This window comes from Nocardioides luti, assembly GCF_014212315.1.
In the GTDB taxonomy this organism is placed as follows: domain Bacteria; phylum Actinomycetota; class Actinomycetes; order Propionibacteriales; family Nocardioidaceae; genus Nocardioides; species Nocardioides luti.
In genome coordinates this window covers 3,909,266-3,927,876 of record NZ_JACKXE010000001.1, presented here as the reverse complement: position 1 = coordinate 3,927,876, position 18,611 = coordinate 3,909,266, and the positions used below count along the sequence as shown (strand labels likewise).

Below are 18,611 nucleotides of genomic sequence, written 5' to 3'. Positions count from 1 at the left end.
GCCCGCGCGTGCCACTAGCGTGATGACCCATGCGATCGCCGCGTCAGGCGGCTCGGCCCCGGCGGTCGGCGCCGTGAGGTCCGACGCCGACGGCGGGCCGGCGAGCTGGGACGCCGACACGGCGCTCGAGCAGCTCTACGCCGCCCACTGGCGCTCGCTCGTCCGCCTCTCGGTGCTGCTGGTCCGCGACGTCGGGACCGCCGAGGAGATCGTGCAGGACGCCTTCGTGGCCGTGCACGGCCGGTGGTCACGGCTGCGCGACCACGACCGCGCCCTGGCCTACCTGCGCCAGGCCGTCGTGAACCGGTCTCGCTCCTCGCTGCGGCACCGCACCGTGGTGCTGCGCCACGCCGCGACCGTCGCACCGCCCGCCCCCGCACCGGGTGCCGACGCACGGTCGGAGGACGGCGTACGCCGTGCGGCGGTGCTCGACGCGATGCGGGAGCTGCCCCAGCGCCAGCGCGAGGTGCTCGCGCTGCGCTATTACCTCGACCTGTCCGAGGCCGAGATCGCCGACGCGCTCGGCATCAGCCGCGGCGCCGTCAAGAGCCACGCCTCGCGCGGCTCCGCCACCCTGCGCGGGCTGCTGCGCGACCACCTGCAGGAGACCCCATGAGCGACGACCGCACCGACGACCGCCTGGCCGGGCTGGTCTCCGACGCCGTGGGCGACGTCGAGCCCCGCGACGTGCTCGACGACCTGCGCGCCCGCACCCGGTCGTCGGCGGCACGCTCGCGACGGCCGTGGTTCCTCGCCGTCGGGGGTGCGGTGGTCGCCACGGCCGCCGTGGTGACCGCGATCGCGCTGGCCTCCGGCGGTCCCGGCGCACCGCGCACCGACCCCGGGCCGGCGGCGAGCCGCACCGCCGTCGACTCCTCGCCCGACGACTCGTCCGACGACCCGTCCGCGACCCCGGACCCCGGCACCCTCACCGTCGCGTCGTACTACCTCGGTGAGACCCCGCGCGGGACGCGCCTGTTCCGCGAGTTCGACCAGCGACCCGGCGCCGGTCAGCTGGGCGCAGCGCTGGAGACCTTCCGGGCCGACCCCTCCGACCCGGACTACCGCGACCCCTGGCCGGACGACGCCTTCTCCGGAGCCTCCTACCCGGGAGCCACCGGCACGATCCGGGTCGACCTCCGGGACGCCTCCCTGCACGACCGGCCCGCCGGGATGAGCACCGAGGAGGCCGACCTCGCCATCCAGCAGGTCGTCTACACCCTCCAGGCAGCGGTCCAGGAGCGGGCGCCCGTGCAGTTCGTCCTCGACGGCAACCCGGTCGACCAGGTGCTCGGCGTCCCGACCTCCGAGCCGTTGACGAACGCGCCGCCCCTCGACGTCCTGTCCCACGTCTCGCTGACCACGCCCGCCGAGGGGCAGGCGGTGTCGGGCTCGCTCGCGGTGGAGGGCGTCGCCAGCTCCAACGAGGCGAACGTGCGCTGGCAGCTGCTGGCCGGCGGCCCCGTCGCCGAGGGCTCGTTCACCGCGGACGGCTGGATGGGCGAGAAGCTCTTCCCGTTCCGCGGCTCGATCGACCTGGCCGACGTACCCCCCGGCCGCTACACCCTCCTCGTCGAGACCGACGACCCGTCGGGCGGCGCCGAGGGCTTCGGCCCGGACCGCGACACGCGCACGGTCGTGGTCCGGTAGGTCCACCGCCCGGCCCGCGACTCCCCCGAGGATGGTGGCCATGACCGGCCTTCCCCGCTCCCGACGTACGACGCTCGTCCCCCTCGCCGTGCTGGCCCTCGCGGCCGGGCTGCTGGTCGGGTGCAGCTCCTCGGACGACGACCAGCGCCCCGCCGGCAGCGCGACGAAGAAGCACCACGGCCAGCGTGGCGGTGGCTCCGGGTCGGACGGGTCGGACGGGTCTGGCTCCGAGCCGGACGGTTCGGGCTCGTCGTCGGGTGGGTCCTCGGACGCGGGCGACGGGTCGGCCGACGGCTCGGGCGAGGTCACGGTGCCGGTGTACTTCGTGGGCGACACCCCGCAGGGACCGCGCCTGTACCGCGAGTTCCGCCGGGTCGACGGCGCGGACCCGCTCGACGCCGCGCTGACGCTGGCCGCGTCTGGCGACGCCCTCGACGGGGACTACCGCACGCTGCTGCCGAGCGGCGCGTTCTCCGGCAGCACCCACGACGAGGGCGCGGTGGTGCGGCTGCCGGACGACTCGTGGACCCGGCCGGCCGACGGCATGACCACGGACGAGGCACTGCTGGCCGTCCAGCAGCTCGTGTACACCGCTCAGGGCGTGCTGCAGCAGCGGCTCCCGGTCACGTTCGCCGACGCCGACGGCAACGCGACGCAGATCTTCGGCATCGCCTCCGAGGACGGCTTCGGCGCCGCCGACCCCCTCGAGACCCTGGCCCTGGCCAGCGTGACCCAGCCCGAGGAGGGCGAGACCGTCGGGCCGACGTTCACCGCCGAGGGTGTGGCCAGCTCGTTCGAGGCCACCGTCCCGTGGGAGATCCGCCAGGGCGGCTCGGTCGTGAAGAAGGGCTTCGCGACGGCCGACGGGTGGATGGACAAGCTCTACCCGTTCCGCACCGACGTCGACGTCTCCGACCTGGCCCCCGGCACCTACACGTTCGTCGCGATGACCGACGACCCGTCCGGCGGCGAGGGCGGCGGCCCGACCGAGGACAGCAAGACCATCGTCGTGCGCTGAGACGGCTGGGGGGCGGGCCGCTGGCGGGCGCTGGGCCGGCGGTGCGTCAGCCACCGATCCAGGGGCTCGTTCGGTGGGTAGCTTACCGCCACCCGGCGCCGTACCCCAGCGGTGTGACAGTCACCGATCCGGCGGTCGGACGCGCTGGCTCAGCCGTCACTCCAGCCCCACTGACCGGGGGAAACTCTCGCTTTCCGGGTGTTGCAACACCCGGAAAGCGCCAAATTCCCCGGATATCCGGGGAATCCGACGTCACCCCCAGCGCGACGTCCGCGCCAGCACAGCCGCCACCGCAGCAACCCCGGCCGTCGACGTCCGCAGCACCTCGGCCCCCAGCCGCACCGAGACGGCACCGGCGGCGACGAAGGCGGCCACCTCGTCCTCGGTCAGGCCGCCCTCGGGGCCGACGACGACCACGACCCGGCCGGCGTCGGGCACGGTCACCGACGAGAGCGGCGAGGACGCGTCCTCGTGCAGCACGACCGTCAGGTCGGCAGTAGCGACGAGGTCGACCACGTCGGCGGTCGACGCGAGCTCGGCCACCGTGGGGAACCACGAGCGACGGGACTGCTTGGCCGCCTCGCGGGCCGTGGAGCGCCACTTCGCCAGGGACTTGGCGGCGCGCTCGCCCTTCCAGACCGCGACGCTGCGCGACGCCGCCCACGGCACGACCTCGGCCACGCCGATCTCGGTCAGCACCTCGACGGCGAGCTCGCCGCGGTCGCCCTTCGGCAGCGCCTGGACGACGACGACGGCGGGGTCCGGGGCGGGCACGGCGTCGCGGGACACGACGGTCACCGCGAAGACTCGCTTGCCCGTCGAGGACACCTCGCCGGTCACGGACGTGCCGAGGCCGTCGGTGAGGACCACGGACTCCCCCACCCGCAGGCGGCGTACGGCGACGGCGTGGTGCGCCTCGCCGCCGGTGACCTCCACGGTCGACCCGACGGAGGCGCCGGCCAGGGTGGGGACGAGGTGGACCGGGAGCGACACGGTGCGGCTCAGTGCGGGTTGAAGGCGTCGCGGAGACGACCGAAGACGGAGCGCGAGCTCGCCCGCACCTGACCCGTGGGCTGCTCCTCGTGGCGGATCGCCGCGAGCTCGTGCAGCAGCTCCTCCTGGCGCGCGTCGAGGCGGGTCGGGGTCTCCACGATGATGTTCACGACCAGGTCGCCGCGACCGCCGCGCAGACCGGGCACGCCGCGACCGCGGAGCACCTGCTCGGAGCCGGACTGGGTGCCCGGTCGCAGCTCGAGGTCGAACGACGTCTCGAGCTCGGGCGCCACGTCGACGGCCTCGTCGATCACGACGTCGGCCTCGAGGGTCGGCAGCGTCAGCGTGGTGCCGAGCGCCGCGGCCGTCATCGGCACGGTCACCGTGCAGTGCAGGTCGTTGCCGTTGCGGGTGAAGGTCTCGTGCGGCGCGATGTGGATCTCGACGTACAGGTCGCCGGCCGGGCCGCCACCGGGGCCCACCTCGCCCTGCTCGGTGAGCTGGACGCGGGTGCCGTTGTCGACGCCGGCGGGGATCTTGACGGTCAGGGTGCGGCGCGAGCGGACCCGGCCGTCGCCGGAGCACTCCCGGCACGGCTCGGGGATGATCGTGCCGAAGCCGCGGCAGGCGGCGCAGGGGCGCAGGGTGCGGATCTCGCCGAGGAACGACCGCTGCACGTGCGCCACCTCGCCGGCGCCGCGGCAGGTCTCGCACGGGATCGGGTGGCTGCCCGGGGCCGCGCCCTCGCCGTTGCAGGTGCCGCAGAGCACCGCAGTGTCGACCTTCAGCTCGCGGGTGACGCCGAACGCGGCGTCGGCGAGCTCGACCTCGAGCCGGATCAGGGCGTCCTGCCCCCGCCGCATCCGCGGTCGCGGCCCGCGGCCGCCCTGGCCGCCGGGCGCGTTGCCGCCGAAGAACGCGTCCATGATGTCGGTGAACGAGAAGCCGGCACCCTGGCCGAAGCCACCGGCACCGCCGCCGCCGAACGGGTCGCCGCCGCGGTCGTACGCCGCACGCTTCTGCGGGTCGGACAGGACCTCGTAGGCCATCGAGACCTCTTTGAACTTGTCCTGGGTCTCGGGGTCCGGGTTGACGTCCGGGTGCAGCTGACGGGCCAGACGCCGGTAGGCCTTCTTGATGGCGTCGCCGTCCGCGTCGCGGGCCACACCGAGGAGGTCGTACAGGTCCTGACTCACGAGTGATGGGTCCTTCTGGCTCTGGGGCTGGTCGGTTGCTGGAGCGGTGCTGCTGGAGTGGGGCGGTGCGGGGCGTCAGCCCTCGTCGAGGATCCGCGAGACGTACCGGGCGACGGCGCGCACCGCCGCCATCGTGCCGGGGTAGTCCATGCGGGTGGGGCCGACGATGCCGAGGGTGGCGAGCGCCTCGTCGCGCGGGCCGTACCCGGTCGCGACGACGCTGGTCGAGGAGAGCTCCTGGTAGGGCCCCTCGGCGCCGATCCGCACGGTGACGGCACCGCCGGTGCTGGCCTCGCCGAGCAGCTTGAGGAGGATCACGTGCTCCTCGAGCGCCTCGAGCAGCGGGCGGACCGCCGAGTCGAACGTGTCGCCGTACCGCGCGAGGTGGGCGGTGCCGCTGACCGCGATCCGCTCGTCCGAGCGGTGGTCGGACATCGCGTCGCACAGCACGTCGACGATGGCCGCGGTGTCCACGCCGTCGACGGGGGGTACGACGGCGCGCAGGCCGGTCACGGCCTCGGCGATCACCTGGCCGGTGGCCGCGCGGTTGACGAGGGAGCGCAGGTCGACGAGGGCGTCGTCGGTGAGCTCGGCCTGCAGCTCGACCAGCCGCTGCTCGACGCGCCCGGTGCTGAGGATGAGCACCACGAGCAGCCGGGTCGGCGCGAGCGCGACCAGCTCGATGTGGCGGACCGTGGAGCGGGAGAGGGTGGGGTACTGCACGACGGCGACCTGCCGGGTCAGCTGCGAGAGCATCCGGACCGAGCGCTGCACGACGTCGTCGAGGTCGACCGCGCCGTCGAGGAAGGTCGAGATCGCCCGGCGCTCCGCGGCGCTCATCGGCTTCACGGTCGTGAGCCGGTCAACGAACAGCCGGTAGCCCTTGTCCGTGGGCACCCGCCCGGCGCTGGTGTGCGGCTGGGCGATGAAGCCCTCCTCCTCCAGCGCGGCCATGTCGTTGCGCACCGTGGCGGGCGAGACGCCCAGCCCGTGCCGCTCGACGAGCGCCTTGGAGCCGACGGGCTCCTCGGTGGCGACGTAGTCCTCGACGATCGCCCGGAGCACGGCGAGCCTGCGTTCCTCCTGCACGTCGCCCTCCTCGCGGGTCCGTCGCCGACCACGGGGGTCGGCTGCTGCTGTCCACTGGCACTCGTCACGCCTGAGTGCCAAGCGTACTAGGCGAGCGCACCCGCGTCCGCCTCGTGTGCCCGAGGACGCGCTGGGACGCGTCGACAGGCACACGCCGCGGCGGGGTCGACCCGTACGCTGCCCGGATGGTCTTCACCGAGGTCGCCGACCGGGTCTGGGTCGCGCGCTACGCGTGGTTCGACGTCAACGTCACGCTGATCGGCGGTGAGCGTGGGCTGATGGTCGTCGACACCCACTCGTCCGGCGCCGCCGCGCGCGAGGTGCTCGCGGACGTGCGCCGCCTCGGGCAGGGCGACGTCGTGGCGGTGGTGAACACCCACGAGCACTTCGACCACACCTTCGGCAACGCCGAGTTCCGCACGGCGTACGGCGCCCTGCCCATCCACGCCCACGAGACCGCGGCGGCGAACACGGTGGCGGCGGGCGAGCGGATCAAGAGGGCGTACGCCGCCGACCCGGGCGACGAGCACGCCGAGGAGGTCCTGGCCACCGAGATCGTCACGGCCGACCACACCTTCTCGTCGGCGGTCTCGCTGGACCTCGGCGACCGCGCGGTCGAGCTGGTGCACCCGGGCCGCGGGCACACGGCCGGCGACCTGGTCGTGCGCGTCCCGGACGCCGACGTGGTGCTGGCGGGCGACCTGGTCGAGGAGTCGGCCCCGCCCGGCTTCGGGCAGGACTGCCACCCGCTCGAGTGGCCGTGGAGCCTGGACGTGGTGCTCGGGCTGACGACCGCGGCCACCGTGGTCGTCCCCGGCCACGGCGCGGTCGTCGACCGCGACTTCGTGGAGGAGCAGCGCAACACGATCGGGCTGGTGGCCGAGGAGATCCGCTCGCTCGCGGGCCGCGGGGTCTCCCCCGACGAGGCGCTGGCGGCCGGCGAGTGGCCGTGGCCGCGCGAGGTGCTGGCCCACGCCGTACGCCGCGGCTACGAGCACCTGCCCCGCGGCGGGCGCCGGCTGCCGCTGGCCTGAGCCCGCACGCACGACGATCGGCCCGGCACCCCCGTGGGGCCGGGCCGATCGGGTCGAGCGGACCTCAGGCGTCCGGGACGCCGATGGTCAGCGGTCGATGTCGCGACGGGGCTGGACGTGGCCCTCGGTGTCGTCCTCGGCGAAGTTGCCACCCGGCGCCCGACGGTGACCCTCGACGTCGTCCTCGGCGAAGTTGCCACCCGGCGCCCGACGGTGACCCTCGACGTCGTCCTCGGCGAAGTTGCCACCCGGCGCCCGACGGTGACCCTCGACGTCGTCCTCGGCGCCGTCGACCATCCTGCGGTGACCCTCGGTGTCGTCCTCGACCCCGTCGGCCATCCTGCGGTGACCCTCGGTGTCGTCCTCGACGCCGTCGGCCATCCTGCGGTGACCCTCGACGTCCTCGTCGGTGGGCTGACCGCTGTCGTTCTGGTTCTCGCTCATGACTGCTCCTCCTGGTTGGTGGGCCGCTCGGCCTCGGTGATGACGATCCTGCTCTCGTCGAGCCGGGTGTTCCGTCCGCTCGCTGACACAACGAGCGTCACGTTGCTGACCTCCTCCGTCGGGTCCTCACGGGGCGGCGTTCTCGCTCAGCGCCTGCAGCACGGCCTTCACCTGGAAGGGCGTGAGGCCCGGGTGCTTGCCGAGCAGGAGCGTGACCATCCCGGCCACGTGCGGGGCCGCGAAGCTGTTGCCGGTCGCGACGATCGACGACCGCTCCGCCCACGCGACGTCGACGTCGATCCCCCGCGCGCCGAACTCCACCGGCGGCTTGGGGTTGTAGGCCAGCAGCATCGGGTCGTCGCCCTCACGGGCGGCGACGGAGACGACGGAGGCGTACTGCGAGGGGTACGTCGGCCCGGGGCTGTTGTTCGCGGCCGAGACGAGGACGGTGTTCTTGAAGTACGCCTCGTCCGCGATGTCGTGCAGCGGCGCGAACATCGACTCGCTCTTGCTCGACAAGGACAGGTTCGCCACGTGCATGTCGTGGTCGATCGCCCACGCGATGCCCGCGTGGAAGAGCCCGCCGCGCCCCTTGAGGTTGGGGCCGAGGACCCGCACGGAGTAGATCTCGGCGTCCGGCGCCATCGCGCGGATGATCGCGGCGCAGGCCGTCCCGTGGCCGACCAGGTCCTCGTGCGGCCCCTCCTCGGCGCGGTAGCCGTCGGGCGCGTCGGCGTCCACGTGCATCGCCACCCCGCCGGCGATGCCGCCCACCCGCGGGTGGTCGCCGTCGATCCCGCTGTCGATGACCGCGACCCTGACCCCGGCCCCGGTGGACCCGCCGAAGGCCCACTCCCGGGCGTCGGCGAGCGGCAGGGCGGGGACCTCGGCGAGGACCCCCGACTCGAAGGCGGCCGACCAGGCCGGCAGCAGGCTCATCGGCGCTCCGGGGCGCCGTACGACTCGACGGCGGCGAGCACGGTCCGCCCGAGCTCGGTGAGGCGCGCCTCGGCGCGGGCCTCGGCGGCGCCCAGCCGGACCAGGCCGGCCAGCGGCACCGCGAGCGTGCCGAGCACGGTCAGCACCCAGTCGGTGGCCTGGTCGACGGTCGGGTCGAGCACGGAGACCACGCCGATCACCTCGCCCTCCGCGTCGTACACCGGAGCGGCGAGCACGGAGGTCGGGACGTACGCCGTGGACTCGGCCACGTCGCGGTTGAAGCGCGCGTCCGAGGCGACGTCGCGCACCGCGATCGGCTGGCCGGACATCGCCGCCCACCCCGCGATGCCCCGGCCGACGGGCATGTCGACGCCGACGATCTCCGCGGCGCCCGCGCCGTCGGCGGCGACGAAGGTGAGGCTGGAGCCCTCGCCGTCGACCAGCGCGCACGAGCACGCCGCGGCGCCGAACAGCGCGCGGACCGCCGCGAGCGTGGGGGCCAGGTCGGGGCGTGCGCGGGACGCACTGCTGCTGGGTGTCACGAGGTCTCCTCGGGGCGGTCGGATGGTTGACTGGCGCCATGGCCGGTGCCGGGGAGTGGTCCTTGCTCGCCTCGCTCGACGAGGCGCAGCGCAGCGAGGTGCTGGCGACCACGCGCCGGCGTACGTTCGCGAAGGGCGAGGTGCTCGTCCACGAGGGCGACCCGTCCGACAGCCTGCACCTGGTCGCGTCCGGACGTGTGGCGGTGCGCGTCTCGAGCCCGCACGGCGACAACGTCACGCTGAACGTGCTCGGTCCGGGCGACTACTTCGGTGAGCTGTCGCTGCTCGACGGCAACGCCCCGGTCCGCTCGGCCACGGTCGTCGCGCTCGAGCCCGCCGAGACGCGCTCGCTGTCCGCGACAGCCTTCCACGAGCTCCGCCGCCGGCACCGTGGCGCCGAGCAGCTGCTGCTGACGCTGATGGCGCGCCGGGTCGAGGACCTGTCCGCGCGGCTGCTCGAGGCGCTGTACGACGGGCTCGACCGGCGGGTCTACCGACGGCTGCGCGAGCTCGCCCGGATGTACGCCGACGGGCCCGGCGCCGTGACGATCCCGCTCACCCAGGAGCACCTCTCCGAGCTGGTCGGCGGCACCCGTCCGAGCGTGAACCAGGTGCTGCAGCGGCTGGCCGGCGACGGCATCGTCGAGCTGGGCCGCGGGCGCATCGTGGTGCTGGACCGGGCCCGCCTCGACCGCAAGGCCGGCTGAGCGGCCCCCACCCGGGCGCACGCCCAGACCCGCGCCCCGGCCCCTCATCAGACCCGCGCCCCGGCCAGCTGCGCGTCGAGCTCGGCCGCCCACGCGACCGCCCCGAGCTCCGCGAAGAGTCCCCGGGCGCGCGTCAGCTGCACCGCCGCCTCCTCGGGTCGCCCCTGGCCGCTCAGCCACACGCCCAGGTCCGCGCAGCACCGGGCCAGCGCCGGCCGCGCGTGCCAGGCCTCGCAGCCCTCGATCGCGGCGCGGAGGTGTCCCTCGACGAGCTCGGCAGGCTCGCCGTCCTCGGCCGCGAGCAGCCCGCGGACCCGGTGCATCTGCGACTCCAGGCCCAACGGGGGCTTGTTGCGACGGTCGGACTCGACGACCGCCAGCAGCGCCTCCAGCGCCGGGCGGACGCCCAGCTCCCACGCGAGCTCGGACACCAGGTGCCAGATCAGGCTGAAGTCGTCGAACAGCCCCACCGTCTCGTAGAGGCCGCGCACGGCCGCCACGACCCGGACGAGGTCGGGCCGGGCCCCCGCACGGTCCTCGATCAAGGCACCCGCGAGCGCCATGGACGCCACGAACGTCGGGTCGTCGTCCGCCGAGTCGAGGTCGACGTCCGGCGCATAGGTCCACGGCTCCCCCCGGGCCCGCAGCACCCGGACCCGCACCAGGTCGGTCATCACCAGGTCGAGGGTGCTCACGCCCTCGGTCAGGGTGAGCACCTCGTCCCACTCACCCATGACGGTCAGCGACAGGACCAGGTTGAGGGTCGTCGCGCTCAACCAGTAGCTGTCCCCGGTGACCCGGGCCGCCTCCACGGCCTGGCGGCCGTAGCCCGCCGCCTTCAGGGCGTCGTCCTGGGTCCAGTCGGCGTTCAGATTGGTCAGCGCCCGCGACAGGATCAGCGAGTCGTGGGTGTCCCGGGTGATGTCGGCCGCCGACTCGAGGAGCATCCGGCCCAGGCCGTGCGGGCCCTGGGTCATGTAGTGCAGGGCCAGGCTGACGTAGCTGTTGGCGATCTCCACGGGGGCGCCCAGCTTCTCGGCCAGCCGCGCGGAGTCCTCGGCCAGGTTGCGGATGTCGCCGCCCATCCTGATCTGGGCGACGATCATCGCGCGCAGGAGCAGGAGCTCCTCGGCAGGGCCGATCCGGAGCTCGACCTCGCGGTGGAAGGCGGCCACGAGGTTGAAGCCGCGCTCGTACTCCCCCAGGTTCACCGTGGCGGTGCCGAGCGTCGCGACCGCCCGGGCCTCGAGGTCGGTCTCACCCATCCGGTGCAGCTCGTCACGGGCGCGCTCCCCGTGCTCGATCGCTCGCGGCAGGTCGCCCGACTTGGACAGCTGCTCGGCCAGCTCGCCCTCGATGCGCGCCCGCAGGCCGGGGTCGTCGCAGCGCTCGAACGCAGTCGACAGGTGGCCGGCGGCCTCCGCCGGGGCGCCCAGTGCCGCCGTACGCGCGGCCGCGCGACGCAGGTGCCCCACCGCGGCCGCCGCGAGCTCGGCCCGGTCCGGTGCGTCCGCGACCGCGTCGAGGGCCTCGAGGTAGTGCTGGGCCACGATCGGCGCCAGCTCCCCGGAGTCGTCGCCGTCGGCCTCGAGGAGGCGTACGACGGCCAGGTGGCTGGCCTTGCGGTCCCGCCGCGCCAGCGTGCCGTAGGCGACCTGCCGCACGGCGGTCTGCACGAACTGGTACTGCCCGACCTCGCTGCTGAAGCGGTTCGACTCGCGCCGCAGCAGCTGCACGCGGGCCAGGCCGGCGAGGGCGTCGTCGAGATCGGGGACGTCGGGACACAGCGTGGCGATGGCCTCGACGGTGAACGAGTTGCCGATCACGCTGGCCTGGTCGAGCACCCGCCGCTGCTCGGGAGGCAGCGTGTCGAGCCGGGCGGTGATGAGCGCCTGCAGCGAGGCCGGCGCCCCGATCGCGTCCAGGTCGAGGGCCTCGGGGGCGGCCAGGACGTACTGCCCGCCCCGCGGCACGACCAGGTCGCGGTCGATCAGCGAGCGGACGGTCTCGACCGCGAAGAGCGGGATGCCCTCGGCCCGCTCCACGAGGGACGCACGGACCGACTCGGGCAGACCGACGACCAGCCCGTCGAGCAGCGCGGCCATGTCGCGCTCGGAGAGCGACTCGAGGTGCAGGACGCTGGCGCGCCGGTTGGTCGCGAGCGTCGGGTGCTCCTCCAGCAGCCCCGGGCGCGTGAACAGCAGCACGAAGCAGGGGAAGGTGCCGACGGCGAGGAGGTACTCGAGGAACATCAGCAGGCCGTCGTCGGCGTGCTGCGCGTCGTCGATGACGAGCACGACCGGGACGTCGTCCTCCGAGACCCGGTGCAGGAAGGTCGTCCAGGCCGAGAAGAGGTCCTCGCGCGGGAAGCTGCCGACCCCGCCCACGCCCAGCAGGGCGCCGAGCCGCGGACTCAGCCAGGTCCGCTCCTGGAGGTCGGGCACGTAGCGCTCCAGCCCGGCCGCCAGCAGGCGCGCCGGGTCGTCGACCGGCTCGGCCTCGTCGCCGGTCGCGGCCAGCCGCTGCAGGCGGGTGCGGATCGCCTCGGCGAGCGCGAAGAACGCCACCCCCTCGCCGTAGGACAGGCAGCGACCGCTGTGCCACCGGACCGCGTCGGTGAGTCCGTCGACGTACTTCTCGAACTCCCAGCCCAGCCGGGACTTGCCCACCCCCGGCTCGCCGTCGACGAGCAGCAGGCTCGGGCGCCGCGTCTCCTCGATGCCGTGGAAGAGCTCCTTGACCAGGCGCAGCTCACGGTTGCGGCCGACGATCGGCGCCTCGAGGCCGTCGGCGCGCTGGGCACCGCCGACCGCCGCGACGACGGCGCGCACGGACCACAAGGGCATCGGCTCGGCCTTGCCCTTCATGGCGTGGCTGCCGGCGTCGGCGTACGAGATCGCCGACGACGTCAGCAGCCGGGTCGTCTCGTCGACCCAGACCTGGCCCGGCGCCGCGGCGGTCTGCACGCGCGCGGCGGTGTTGACGGCGTCACCGGCGACCATGCCCTGCTGGCTGGCCCCGATCGTCACGGCGACCTCGCCGGTGACGATCCCGACGCGCATCGCGAGGTCGGGGACGCCGACGTCGCCGCCGAGCGCCGCGATCCGGTTGACCAGCTCGAGCCCGGCGCGCACGGACCGCTCGGCGTCGTCCTCGTGCGCGGTCGGGACGCCCCAGACCGCCATCACGGCGTCGCCGATGAACTTCTCCACCGTGCCGCCGTAGCGGGAGATGATCTGCTGGCACTCCTCGAAGTACGACGACAGCAGCTCGCGCACGTCCTCCTGGTCGCGCGTCTCCGAGAGGCTCGTGAAGCCGACCAGGTCGCCGAAGAGCACGCTGGTGATCCGTCGCGAGGCGACCGCCTGGACGAGCGGGCTGGGCGCCTGCGCGGCCGGGGCGGCCGTTGCGGCCCCGTCCTGGGGCGAGCCGCAGGACGAGCAGAACCGCGCGCCCGGGACGATCTCGGCCTGGCAGGAGGTGCACGCGGCGGGCTGCAGGCCGCCACCGCAGGAGAAGCAGAAGCGGGCGGTGTCGGGCTGCCCCGAGACGCCACAGGTGGCACAGGTGGTCACTCCAGGATCCCCCGATCGGTCAGCGGCCCACGTGTGCGGACAGCATGCACCGCAGGGGCACCGGCGGGACGCGAATTCACCAGAAGTCCCCGTCGGAGTCAGACGCCGAGGCGCCGGGAGACGAGGTCCTCCGCGACCACGCGGGCCTCCGCGCTGCCGGCCGCCCCGCCACCCACCGCCTCGAGGAAGGCCGCGCGGTCCAGGGCGAGCAGCTCGGTCGTCTCCAGCGCCGTCACCGTGGCGGTGCGCGGCACGTCGCGCAGCAGCCCGATCTCGCCGAAGACGTCGCCCCGCTCCTCGACCCGCAGCACCCGGTCGCCCTGCGTGACCTCGACCCGCCCGGACACGATGACGTAGAAGCGGTCGGACACGTCGCCCTCCCGCACGACGACGACGCCGGCCTCGGCGCGCATCGGCTCGCACCGGTGCGCCAGCGCCTCGAGGGTGGGCGGCGCCAGGGGCGCGAGCACGGCGACCTCGCGCAGCAGCGGCAGGTGCGCCGGCTCGGCCAGGCGCGCGTCGAGACGGCGTACGCGCGGCAGCGTGGAGAGCGTGTACGCCGCCACCACGCCGCCGACCACCGCGAGCGAGGGCCGGAAGCCGAGCCAGGCGATCAGCAACGGCGCGACCGCTGCCCCGGCCGCGACCGCCGCGACCATCGCGCTGTCGACCGCGGCGAAGACCCGCGACAGCACCCGGTCGTGCACGATCCGCTGCGGGATCGTGTCGAGCCCGACGTTCACCCACGGGTCCATCAGCCCGATCAGCGCCAGGGCGGCGACGGCCGTGACCGGCCCCGGGACGGCCGCCATCAGCAGCAAAGGCAGCGCCCACCCGATCACTCCGATGGCCATGTCGCCGGCGAGCCGGCTCTTCGCCGTCCGCGTCAGGATCACCACCCCGCCGACGACGGCCCCGACCCCGAGGACCGCGTTGAGGTAGCCGACCCCCGCGGCGCCCGCGTCCAGCATCGTGACCGAGACGATGACCATGTAGACCGTCAGCGTCCCCCACACGAAGCCCTGCGCCCCGGCCAGGCCGCACACCATCCGGAGGTCGCGGTCCCTGCCGATCGTGGTGAAGCCCGCCGTCAGCTCCTGGAGGAACGTCTCGTCGTCCTCGTCCGTCTCGTCGGTGTCCGCGCCACTGCCCGCGGCGTCGGCGGCGGTCGCGGCCGCGGGTGGGACCGTGATCGCGGCGACGAGCGCGAGCGACCAGACGAACGTCGCCACGTTGAACCACAGCGCGGCCTCGACGTTCACGGTCCCGACGAGCAGCGCGCCGAGCGCCGGCCCGGCGAAGCCGATGACGTTCTCGAGGTTGGCGGCGACGGCGTTCGACGAGGTCAGCTCCTCGGGCCGCGAGACGAGCCGCGGGATCAGCCCGGCCTGGGCCGACCGGAACGGCGCACCGACCATCCCGGCGACGACCGCCAGCACGTAGACCACCATCGGCGGCCCGCCCAGGCCCATGCTGGTGGCCGCGACCGCCACCAGCACGGCACGGATCGCGTCGGTCGCCATCATGAAGGCCTTGCGCGGCACCCGGTCGGCCACCACGGCCCCCAGCGGAGCCGCGACCGCGATCGTCACGAACCGGACCGCCGAGAAGATGCCGACGGCGGTCGCGCCGCCGACGGAGTACGCCCACACCGTCACCGCGGTGCCGTAGGCCCAGTCCCCCATGCCCGACCCGAGGAACGCCAGCTGCACCCGTCGCAGGTCCTTGTTCGCCAGCACCCGGCGCAGCGACTCCCGCGCCGTGACCTCCGGCTGCGCCGTCGACTCGGCCATCCGACCTCCCCGCTCACCAGCACTCCCCCGCGAGAGCATCGCCAGCGTAGGAGCCCGGGACCCGCCCCACTGTCCGTTTGCCAACAGATCCCCCACCCGGTGGTTGAGGAGGTCGCGCAGCGACCGTCTCGAAACCACCTCGTCCCCCGGTGGTCGAGGAGGTCGCGCAGCGACCGTCTCGAAACCACCCGCCCGGACTGCCCGGTGGTTGAGGAGGTCGCGAAGCGACCGTCTCGAAACCAGCTCGTCCCCCGGTGGTTGAGGAGGTCGCGCAGCGACCGTCTCGAAACCACCCGGCGCCGCTCACCCGAGCGGCTGGTCCGCGCCGACGGAGTCGAGGTGGGCGTCGATGTCGGCCATCGCGGCGGTGAAGGCCGCGGCCAGGTCGACGTCGTAGCAGTCGGCGAGCGTGAAGACCGACCACAGGCAGTCGGCCAGCTCGTGGGCGACGGCCTCGTCGAGGCCCGGGCAGTCGCGGACGCCCGCCTTGCCCTGCACGAGCTTGGCCAGGTCCCCGACGTCGCCCACGAAGCCGAGCATGAACTCCTCGGGCGTCCAGGTCCGGCCGTAGCGCCGCGTCGTCTCCTCGTCGTAGCGCCGGCGGACCTGTCGTCCCCTCGCCTGCAGCTCCGTGATGTCCATCGGCCCATCATGTCGCCCGCGCGGGTGGGTTGACGGCGTACGCCGACCCGCTAGCGTCACGGCATGACGGACTCCAGCACCGAGAAGCAGCCCGACAGCACCTCGAACGACGGGGCCGAGGGCATCAGCGACGACCAGCTGCCCGAGGACCTGCAGCCCTCCGAGGACAACCCGCTCGCCGAGCCGCTGTCCGAGGACGACGCGCCCGACGACCTCGAGGACCTCGACATGCAGGGCGGCAAGGAGCCCGTCGAGTGGGACGACGAGCAGCAGGAGGACTGACCCGGCGCGTCATCCGGGGGCTGCGGCCGCGGGCCACCTAGCGTTGGTGGGTGACCTCCCGCGACCGCTACGGCTCCGACGTGCTCAACTCCGACTGGCGCAAGCCGAAGAACGGCCGCGCCGTCGAGACGCCCGCCGAGCTCGGCACCGTCCTCGAGGAGGTCGTCGAGGACTTCGTCGGTGAGGTGGTCCTCGTGGACCGCGACCTGGACACGGTCACGCTCGAGGACCGCCGCGGCAAGCGGCGTACCTTCCCCCTCGGCCCCGGCTTCCTCCTCGAGGGCCGGCCGGTGATCCTCACCCGCCCGGTCCGCGCCGGCGCCCCGGCGAAGGCGACGCGGACGGCCTCGGGCTCGGTCGCCGTCCACGGCGCCAAGGCCCGGGTGGCCCGCGCCAGCCGGATCTTCGTCGAGGGCCGCCACGACGCGGAGCTCGTCGAGAAGGTCTGGGGCGACGACCTGCGGATCGAGGGCGTGGTCGTGGAGTTCCTCGGGGGCGTCGACGACCTGGCCGACCACCTCAAGGACTTCCGCCCCGGGCCGGACCGCAAGGTCGGCGTGCTCGTCGACCACCTGGTCAAGGGCTCCAAGGAGAGCCGGATCGCCTCGAACATCGTGAGGTCGCCCATCGGCAAGCACGTGCTGATCGTCGGGCACCCCTTCATCGACATCTGGCAGGCCGTCAAGCCGCAGCGGCTCGGCTTCGAGCGCTGGCCCGACGTGCCGCGCAGCATCGACTGGAAGACCGGCACCTGCCAACAGCTCGGCTGGCCGCACCGCGACCAGGCCGACATCGCCCGCGCGTGGAAGCACATCCTCGGCGGCGTGCGGTCCTTCCAGGACCTCGACCCAGCGCTCCTCGGTAGGGTGGAGGAGCTGATCGACTTCGTCACCACCGACTGATCGGGAGGTCGCACGATGAGTGACCCGACTCAACCGCCGCACCACGGCGACGAGCCCCCGCACTACCCCACGACCGCCGGCGGCGCCTTCGGGATCCCGCCGACCGGCCCACCGCCGCAGGGGATGCCGGGCACCGGCCCGCAGCCCCCGCCGCCGCAGCAGGCGTACGGCGCCCCGCCGGCGTACGGCGTCCAGCCCGGGCCTGCGCCCACGAGCGACGAGCAGCTGTGGGGCGGCGCCGCGCACTGGACCGCCTTCGTGGCGTCCGTCGTGGCGCTGGCCTTCCTCGGCCCGCTCATCGTGATGCTGACCAAGGGCAACGAGTCCGCCTACGTCCGCCGCCAGGCGGTGGAGTCGCTGAACTTCCAGCTCTCGATCCTGATCTACGGGCTGGTCTCGCTGGCGCTCTGCCTCGTGCTGATCGGCTTCGTGCTGCTGCCGGCCGTCGGGCTGCTGTGGCTGGTGTGCACGATCATCGGCTCGGTGCGCGGCGCCCGCGGCGAGGAATACCGCTACCCCGTCACGATCCGGATGGTCAGCTGACCGGCCGCCTCAGGGCAGCAGGTCCCGCACGACGCCGTCGGCGAGCAGCCGACCGCGCTGGGTGAGGACCAGCCGCCCGCCCCGCACGTCCAGCAGTCCCCGGCCGACCAGGTCGGGGACTGCTGCCTTCCCGGCCTCGTCGAGCGCGTCGGCGCCCAGCCCGTCACGCAGCCGCAGCTCCAGCAGCACCCGCTCGACGCGACGGCTCTCGTCGTCGAGCACCTCGCGGGCGTGCGCCGGGCTGAGCCCCGCGGCCAGCCGGTCGGCGTACGCCGCCGGGTGCTTGACGTTCCACCACCGCACGCCGCCGACGTGCGAGTGCGCGCCCGGACCGGCGCCCCACCAGTCGCCGCCGGTCCAGTAGAGGAGGTTGTGCCGGCAGCGGCTCGCGTCGTCGCGCGCCCAGTTCGACACCTCGTACCACCCGAGCCCGGCCGCGGTCAGCCGCTCGTCGGCGACGACGTACTTGTCGGCGTGGTCGTCGTCGTCGGTCATCGGGATCTCGCCGCGGCGCACCCGGCGCGCGAGCGCGGTGCCCTCCTCGACGATGAGGGAGTACGCCGACACGTGGTCCGGCGCGCAGGCCAGTGCGGCGTCGAGCGAGGTCTCCCAGTCGGCGAGCGACTCCCCCGGCGTGCCGTAGATGAGGTCCAGGCTGACCTGCTCGAAGCCGGCGGAGCGCGCCCACTCGACGACCGACGGCACCCGCAGCGGGTCGTGCGTGCGGTCGAGCGTGGCCAGCACGTGGGTCACCGCGGACTGCATGCCGAAGGAGATCCGGTTGATCCCGCCCTCCCGCAGGGTGGCGAGCTCGGCCGGGCCGACGCTGTCCGGGTTCGACTCCGTGGTGACCTCGGCGCCCGGGACGAGGCCGAACTCCGCCGCCACGGCACCGACGACCGATGCGAGGTCCTCGGCGGGCAGCAGCGTGGGCGTCCCGCCGCCGAAGAAGACCGTGGAGACCGGCAGGTCGACGTCACCGAGCACCCGGCGGGCGCGCCGGATCTCGGCGATCGCGGCCTGGGCGTACGTCGTCCGCGACGCACCCGCGGCGGTCGACGCGCCACCGAGCTCCTCGGCGGTGTAGGTGTTGAAGTCGCAGTAGCCGCACCGCACCGTGCAGAACGGCACGTGCACGTAGATCCCGAACGGCTGCTCGCCCAGGCCGGCGAGGGCGGACGCCGGGAGCGACCCGTCCTCGGGCACCGGGTCGCCGGAGGGCAGGGCGGAGGGCATCCCCCCATCCTCCCACCCGGCCCGCG

At 74.1% G+C, this 18,611-nt stretch carries 18 protein-coding genes; 8 read left to right on the top strand and 10 right to left on the bottom strand.

From position 1 onward, the window contains the following. Window positions 1-22: 22 nt before the first annotated feature. The 3 genes from H5V45_RS18610 to H5V45_RS18600 are packed head-to-tail and all read left to right on the top strand — an operon-like array spanning window position 23 to window position 2,668. Window positions 23-616, top strand: coding sequence for a SigE family RNA polymerase sigma factor (locus H5V45_RS18610; protein ID WP_185254311.1), 594 nt, complete (start codon window positions 23-25; stop codon window positions 614-616). After that, window positions 613-1,650: a Gmad2 immunoglobulin-like domain-containing protein gene (locus H5V45_RS18605; RefSeq protein WP_185254310.1), complete on the top strand. Its 1,038-nt coding sequence runs from the start codon at window positions 613-615 to the stop codon at window positions 1,648-1,650. The genes H5V45_RS18610 and H5V45_RS18605 overlap by 4 nt, the downstream gene beginning before the upstream one ends. A gap of 40 nt (window positions 1,651-1,690) precedes the next feature. Continuing rightward, a complete protein-coding gene (locus H5V45_RS18600; protein ID WP_185254309.1) occupies window positions 1,691-2,668 on the top strand; it encodes a Gmad2 immunoglobulin-like domain-containing protein in 978 nt (325 codons plus the stop codon). A 252-nt stretch (window positions 2,669-2,920) separates the two neighbouring features. Here the strand turns inward: H5V45_RS18600 and H5V45_RS18595 are convergent, their stop codons facing one another. From H5V45_RS18595 to hrcA, 3 genes are all read right to left on the bottom strand, one after another. Then, window positions 2,921-3,661 carry a 16S rRNA (uracil(1498)-N(3))-methyltransferase gene (locus H5V45_RS18595; RefSeq protein WP_185254308.1) on the bottom strand — a complete coding sequence of 247 codons (741 nt, stop codon included), beginning with the start codon at window positions 3,659-3,661 and terminating at the stop codon, window positions 2,921-2,923. An 8-nt stretch (window positions 3,662-3,669) separates the two neighbouring features. Next, complete coding sequence (dnaJ, locus tag H5V45_RS18590) at window positions 3,670-4,857, bottom strand: molecular chaperone DnaJ (RefSeq protein ID WP_185254307.1); 1,188 nt, start codon at window positions 4,855-4,857, stop codon at window positions 3,670-3,672. A 75-nt stretch (window positions 4,858-4,932) separates the two neighbouring features. Beyond that, on the bottom strand, window positions 4,933-5,946 hold the full coding sequence (hrcA, locus tag H5V45_RS18585; protein WP_185254306.1) for a heat-inducible transcriptional repressor HrcA: 1,014 nt from the start codon (window positions 5,944-5,946) through the stop codon (window positions 4,933-4,935). A gap of 185 nt (window positions 5,947-6,131) precedes the next feature. Here hrcA and H5V45_RS18580 point away from each other — a divergent pair, with 185 nt between their 5' ends. Beyond that, window positions 6,132-6,980, top strand: coding sequence for an MBL fold metallo-hydrolase (locus H5V45_RS18580; RefSeq protein WP_185254305.1), 849 nt, complete (start codon window positions 6,132-6,134; stop codon window positions 6,978-6,980). Between the two features lie 87 nt (window positions 6,981-7,067). On the opposite strand, the gene H5V45_RS18575 is transcribed toward H5V45_RS18580, so the two are convergent. The 3 genes from H5V45_RS18575 to H5V45_RS18565 all read right to left on the bottom strand — a co-directional run bounded on the left by H5V45_RS18575 (window position 7,068) and on the right by H5V45_RS18565 (window position 8,905). Then, window positions 7,068-7,424, bottom strand: a complete 357-nt coding sequence (locus H5V45_RS18575) for a hypothetical protein (protein ID WP_185254304.1) — start codon at window positions 7,422-7,424, stop codon at window positions 7,068-7,070. Between the two features lie 126 nt (window positions 7,425-7,550). Further along, a complete protein-coding gene (locus H5V45_RS18570; RefSeq protein WP_185254303.1) occupies window positions 7,551-8,363 on the bottom strand; it encodes a S8 family serine peptidase in 813 nt (270 codons plus the stop codon). Then, on the bottom strand, window positions 8,360-8,905 hold the full coding sequence (locus H5V45_RS18565) for a GAF domain-containing protein (RefSeq protein WP_185254302.1): 546 nt from the start codon (window positions 8,903-8,905) through the stop codon (window positions 8,360-8,362). Before H5V45_RS18565 ends, H5V45_RS18570 begins: the two co-directional genes overlap by 4 nt. Window positions 8,906-8,943: 38 nt before the next feature. On the opposite strand from H5V45_RS18565, the gene H5V45_RS18560 reads away from it, so the two are divergent. Next, on the top strand, window positions 8,944-9,612 hold the full coding sequence (locus H5V45_RS18560) for a Crp/Fnr family transcriptional regulator (RefSeq protein WP_185254301.1): 669 nt from the start codon (window positions 8,944-8,946) through the stop codon (window positions 9,610-9,612). Between the two features lie 47 nt (window positions 9,613-9,659). Here H5V45_RS18560 and H5V45_RS18555 read toward each other — a convergent pair whose 3' ends face one another. The 3 genes from H5V45_RS18555 to H5V45_RS18545 form a co-directional block, all read right to left on the bottom strand. Further along, entirely contained in the window at window positions 9,660-13,187 is a 3,528-nt protein-coding gene (locus tag H5V45_RS18555; RefSeq protein WP_185254300.1) for an AAA family ATPase, read from the bottom strand. A gap of 98 nt (window positions 13,188-13,285) precedes the next feature. After that, window positions 13,286-14,980: an MFS transporter gene (locus H5V45_RS18550; protein ID WP_185254299.1), complete on the bottom strand. Its 1,695-nt coding sequence runs from the start codon at window positions 14,978-14,980 to the stop codon at window positions 13,286-13,288. A gap of 303 nt (window positions 14,981-15,283) precedes the next feature. Further along, window positions 15,284-15,622 (bottom strand): nucleoside triphosphate pyrophosphohydrolase family protein, encoded by a 339-nt coding sequence (locus tag H5V45_RS18545; RefSeq protein ID WP_185254298.1) that lies wholly within the window; start codon window positions 15,620-15,622, stop codon window positions 15,284-15,286. Window positions 15,623-15,685: 63 nt separating this feature from the next. Here H5V45_RS18545 and H5V45_RS18540 point away from each other — a divergent pair, with 63 nt between their 5' ends. The 3 genes from H5V45_RS18540 to H5V45_RS18530 are packed head-to-tail and all read left to right on the top strand — an operon-like array spanning window position 15,686 to window position 17,349. Next, window positions 15,686-15,904 (top strand): hypothetical protein, encoded by a 219-nt coding sequence (locus H5V45_RS18540; protein ID WP_185254297.1) that lies wholly within the window; start codon window positions 15,686-15,688, stop codon window positions 15,902-15,904. A 50-nt stretch (window positions 15,905-15,954) separates the two neighbouring features. Continuing rightward, window positions 15,955-16,806 (top strand): DUF3097 family protein, encoded by an 852-nt coding sequence (locus tag H5V45_RS18535; protein ID WP_185254296.1) that lies wholly within the window; start codon window positions 15,955-15,957, stop codon window positions 16,804-16,806. A gap of 15 nt (window positions 16,807-16,821) precedes the next feature. Further along, complete coding sequence (locus tag H5V45_RS18530; protein ID WP_246415925.1) at window positions 16,822-17,349, top strand: DUF4870 domain-containing protein; 528 nt, start codon at window positions 16,822-16,824, stop codon at window positions 17,347-17,349. 9 nt (window positions 17,350-17,358) lie between these two features. On the opposite strand, the gene hemW is transcribed toward H5V45_RS18530, so the two are convergent. Next, a complete protein-coding gene (gene hemW / locus H5V45_RS18525; RefSeq protein WP_185254295.1) occupies window positions 17,359-18,585 on the bottom strand; it encodes a radical SAM family heme chaperone HemW in 1,227 nt (408 codons plus the stop codon). Window positions 18,586-18,611: the final 26 nt, after the last annotated feature.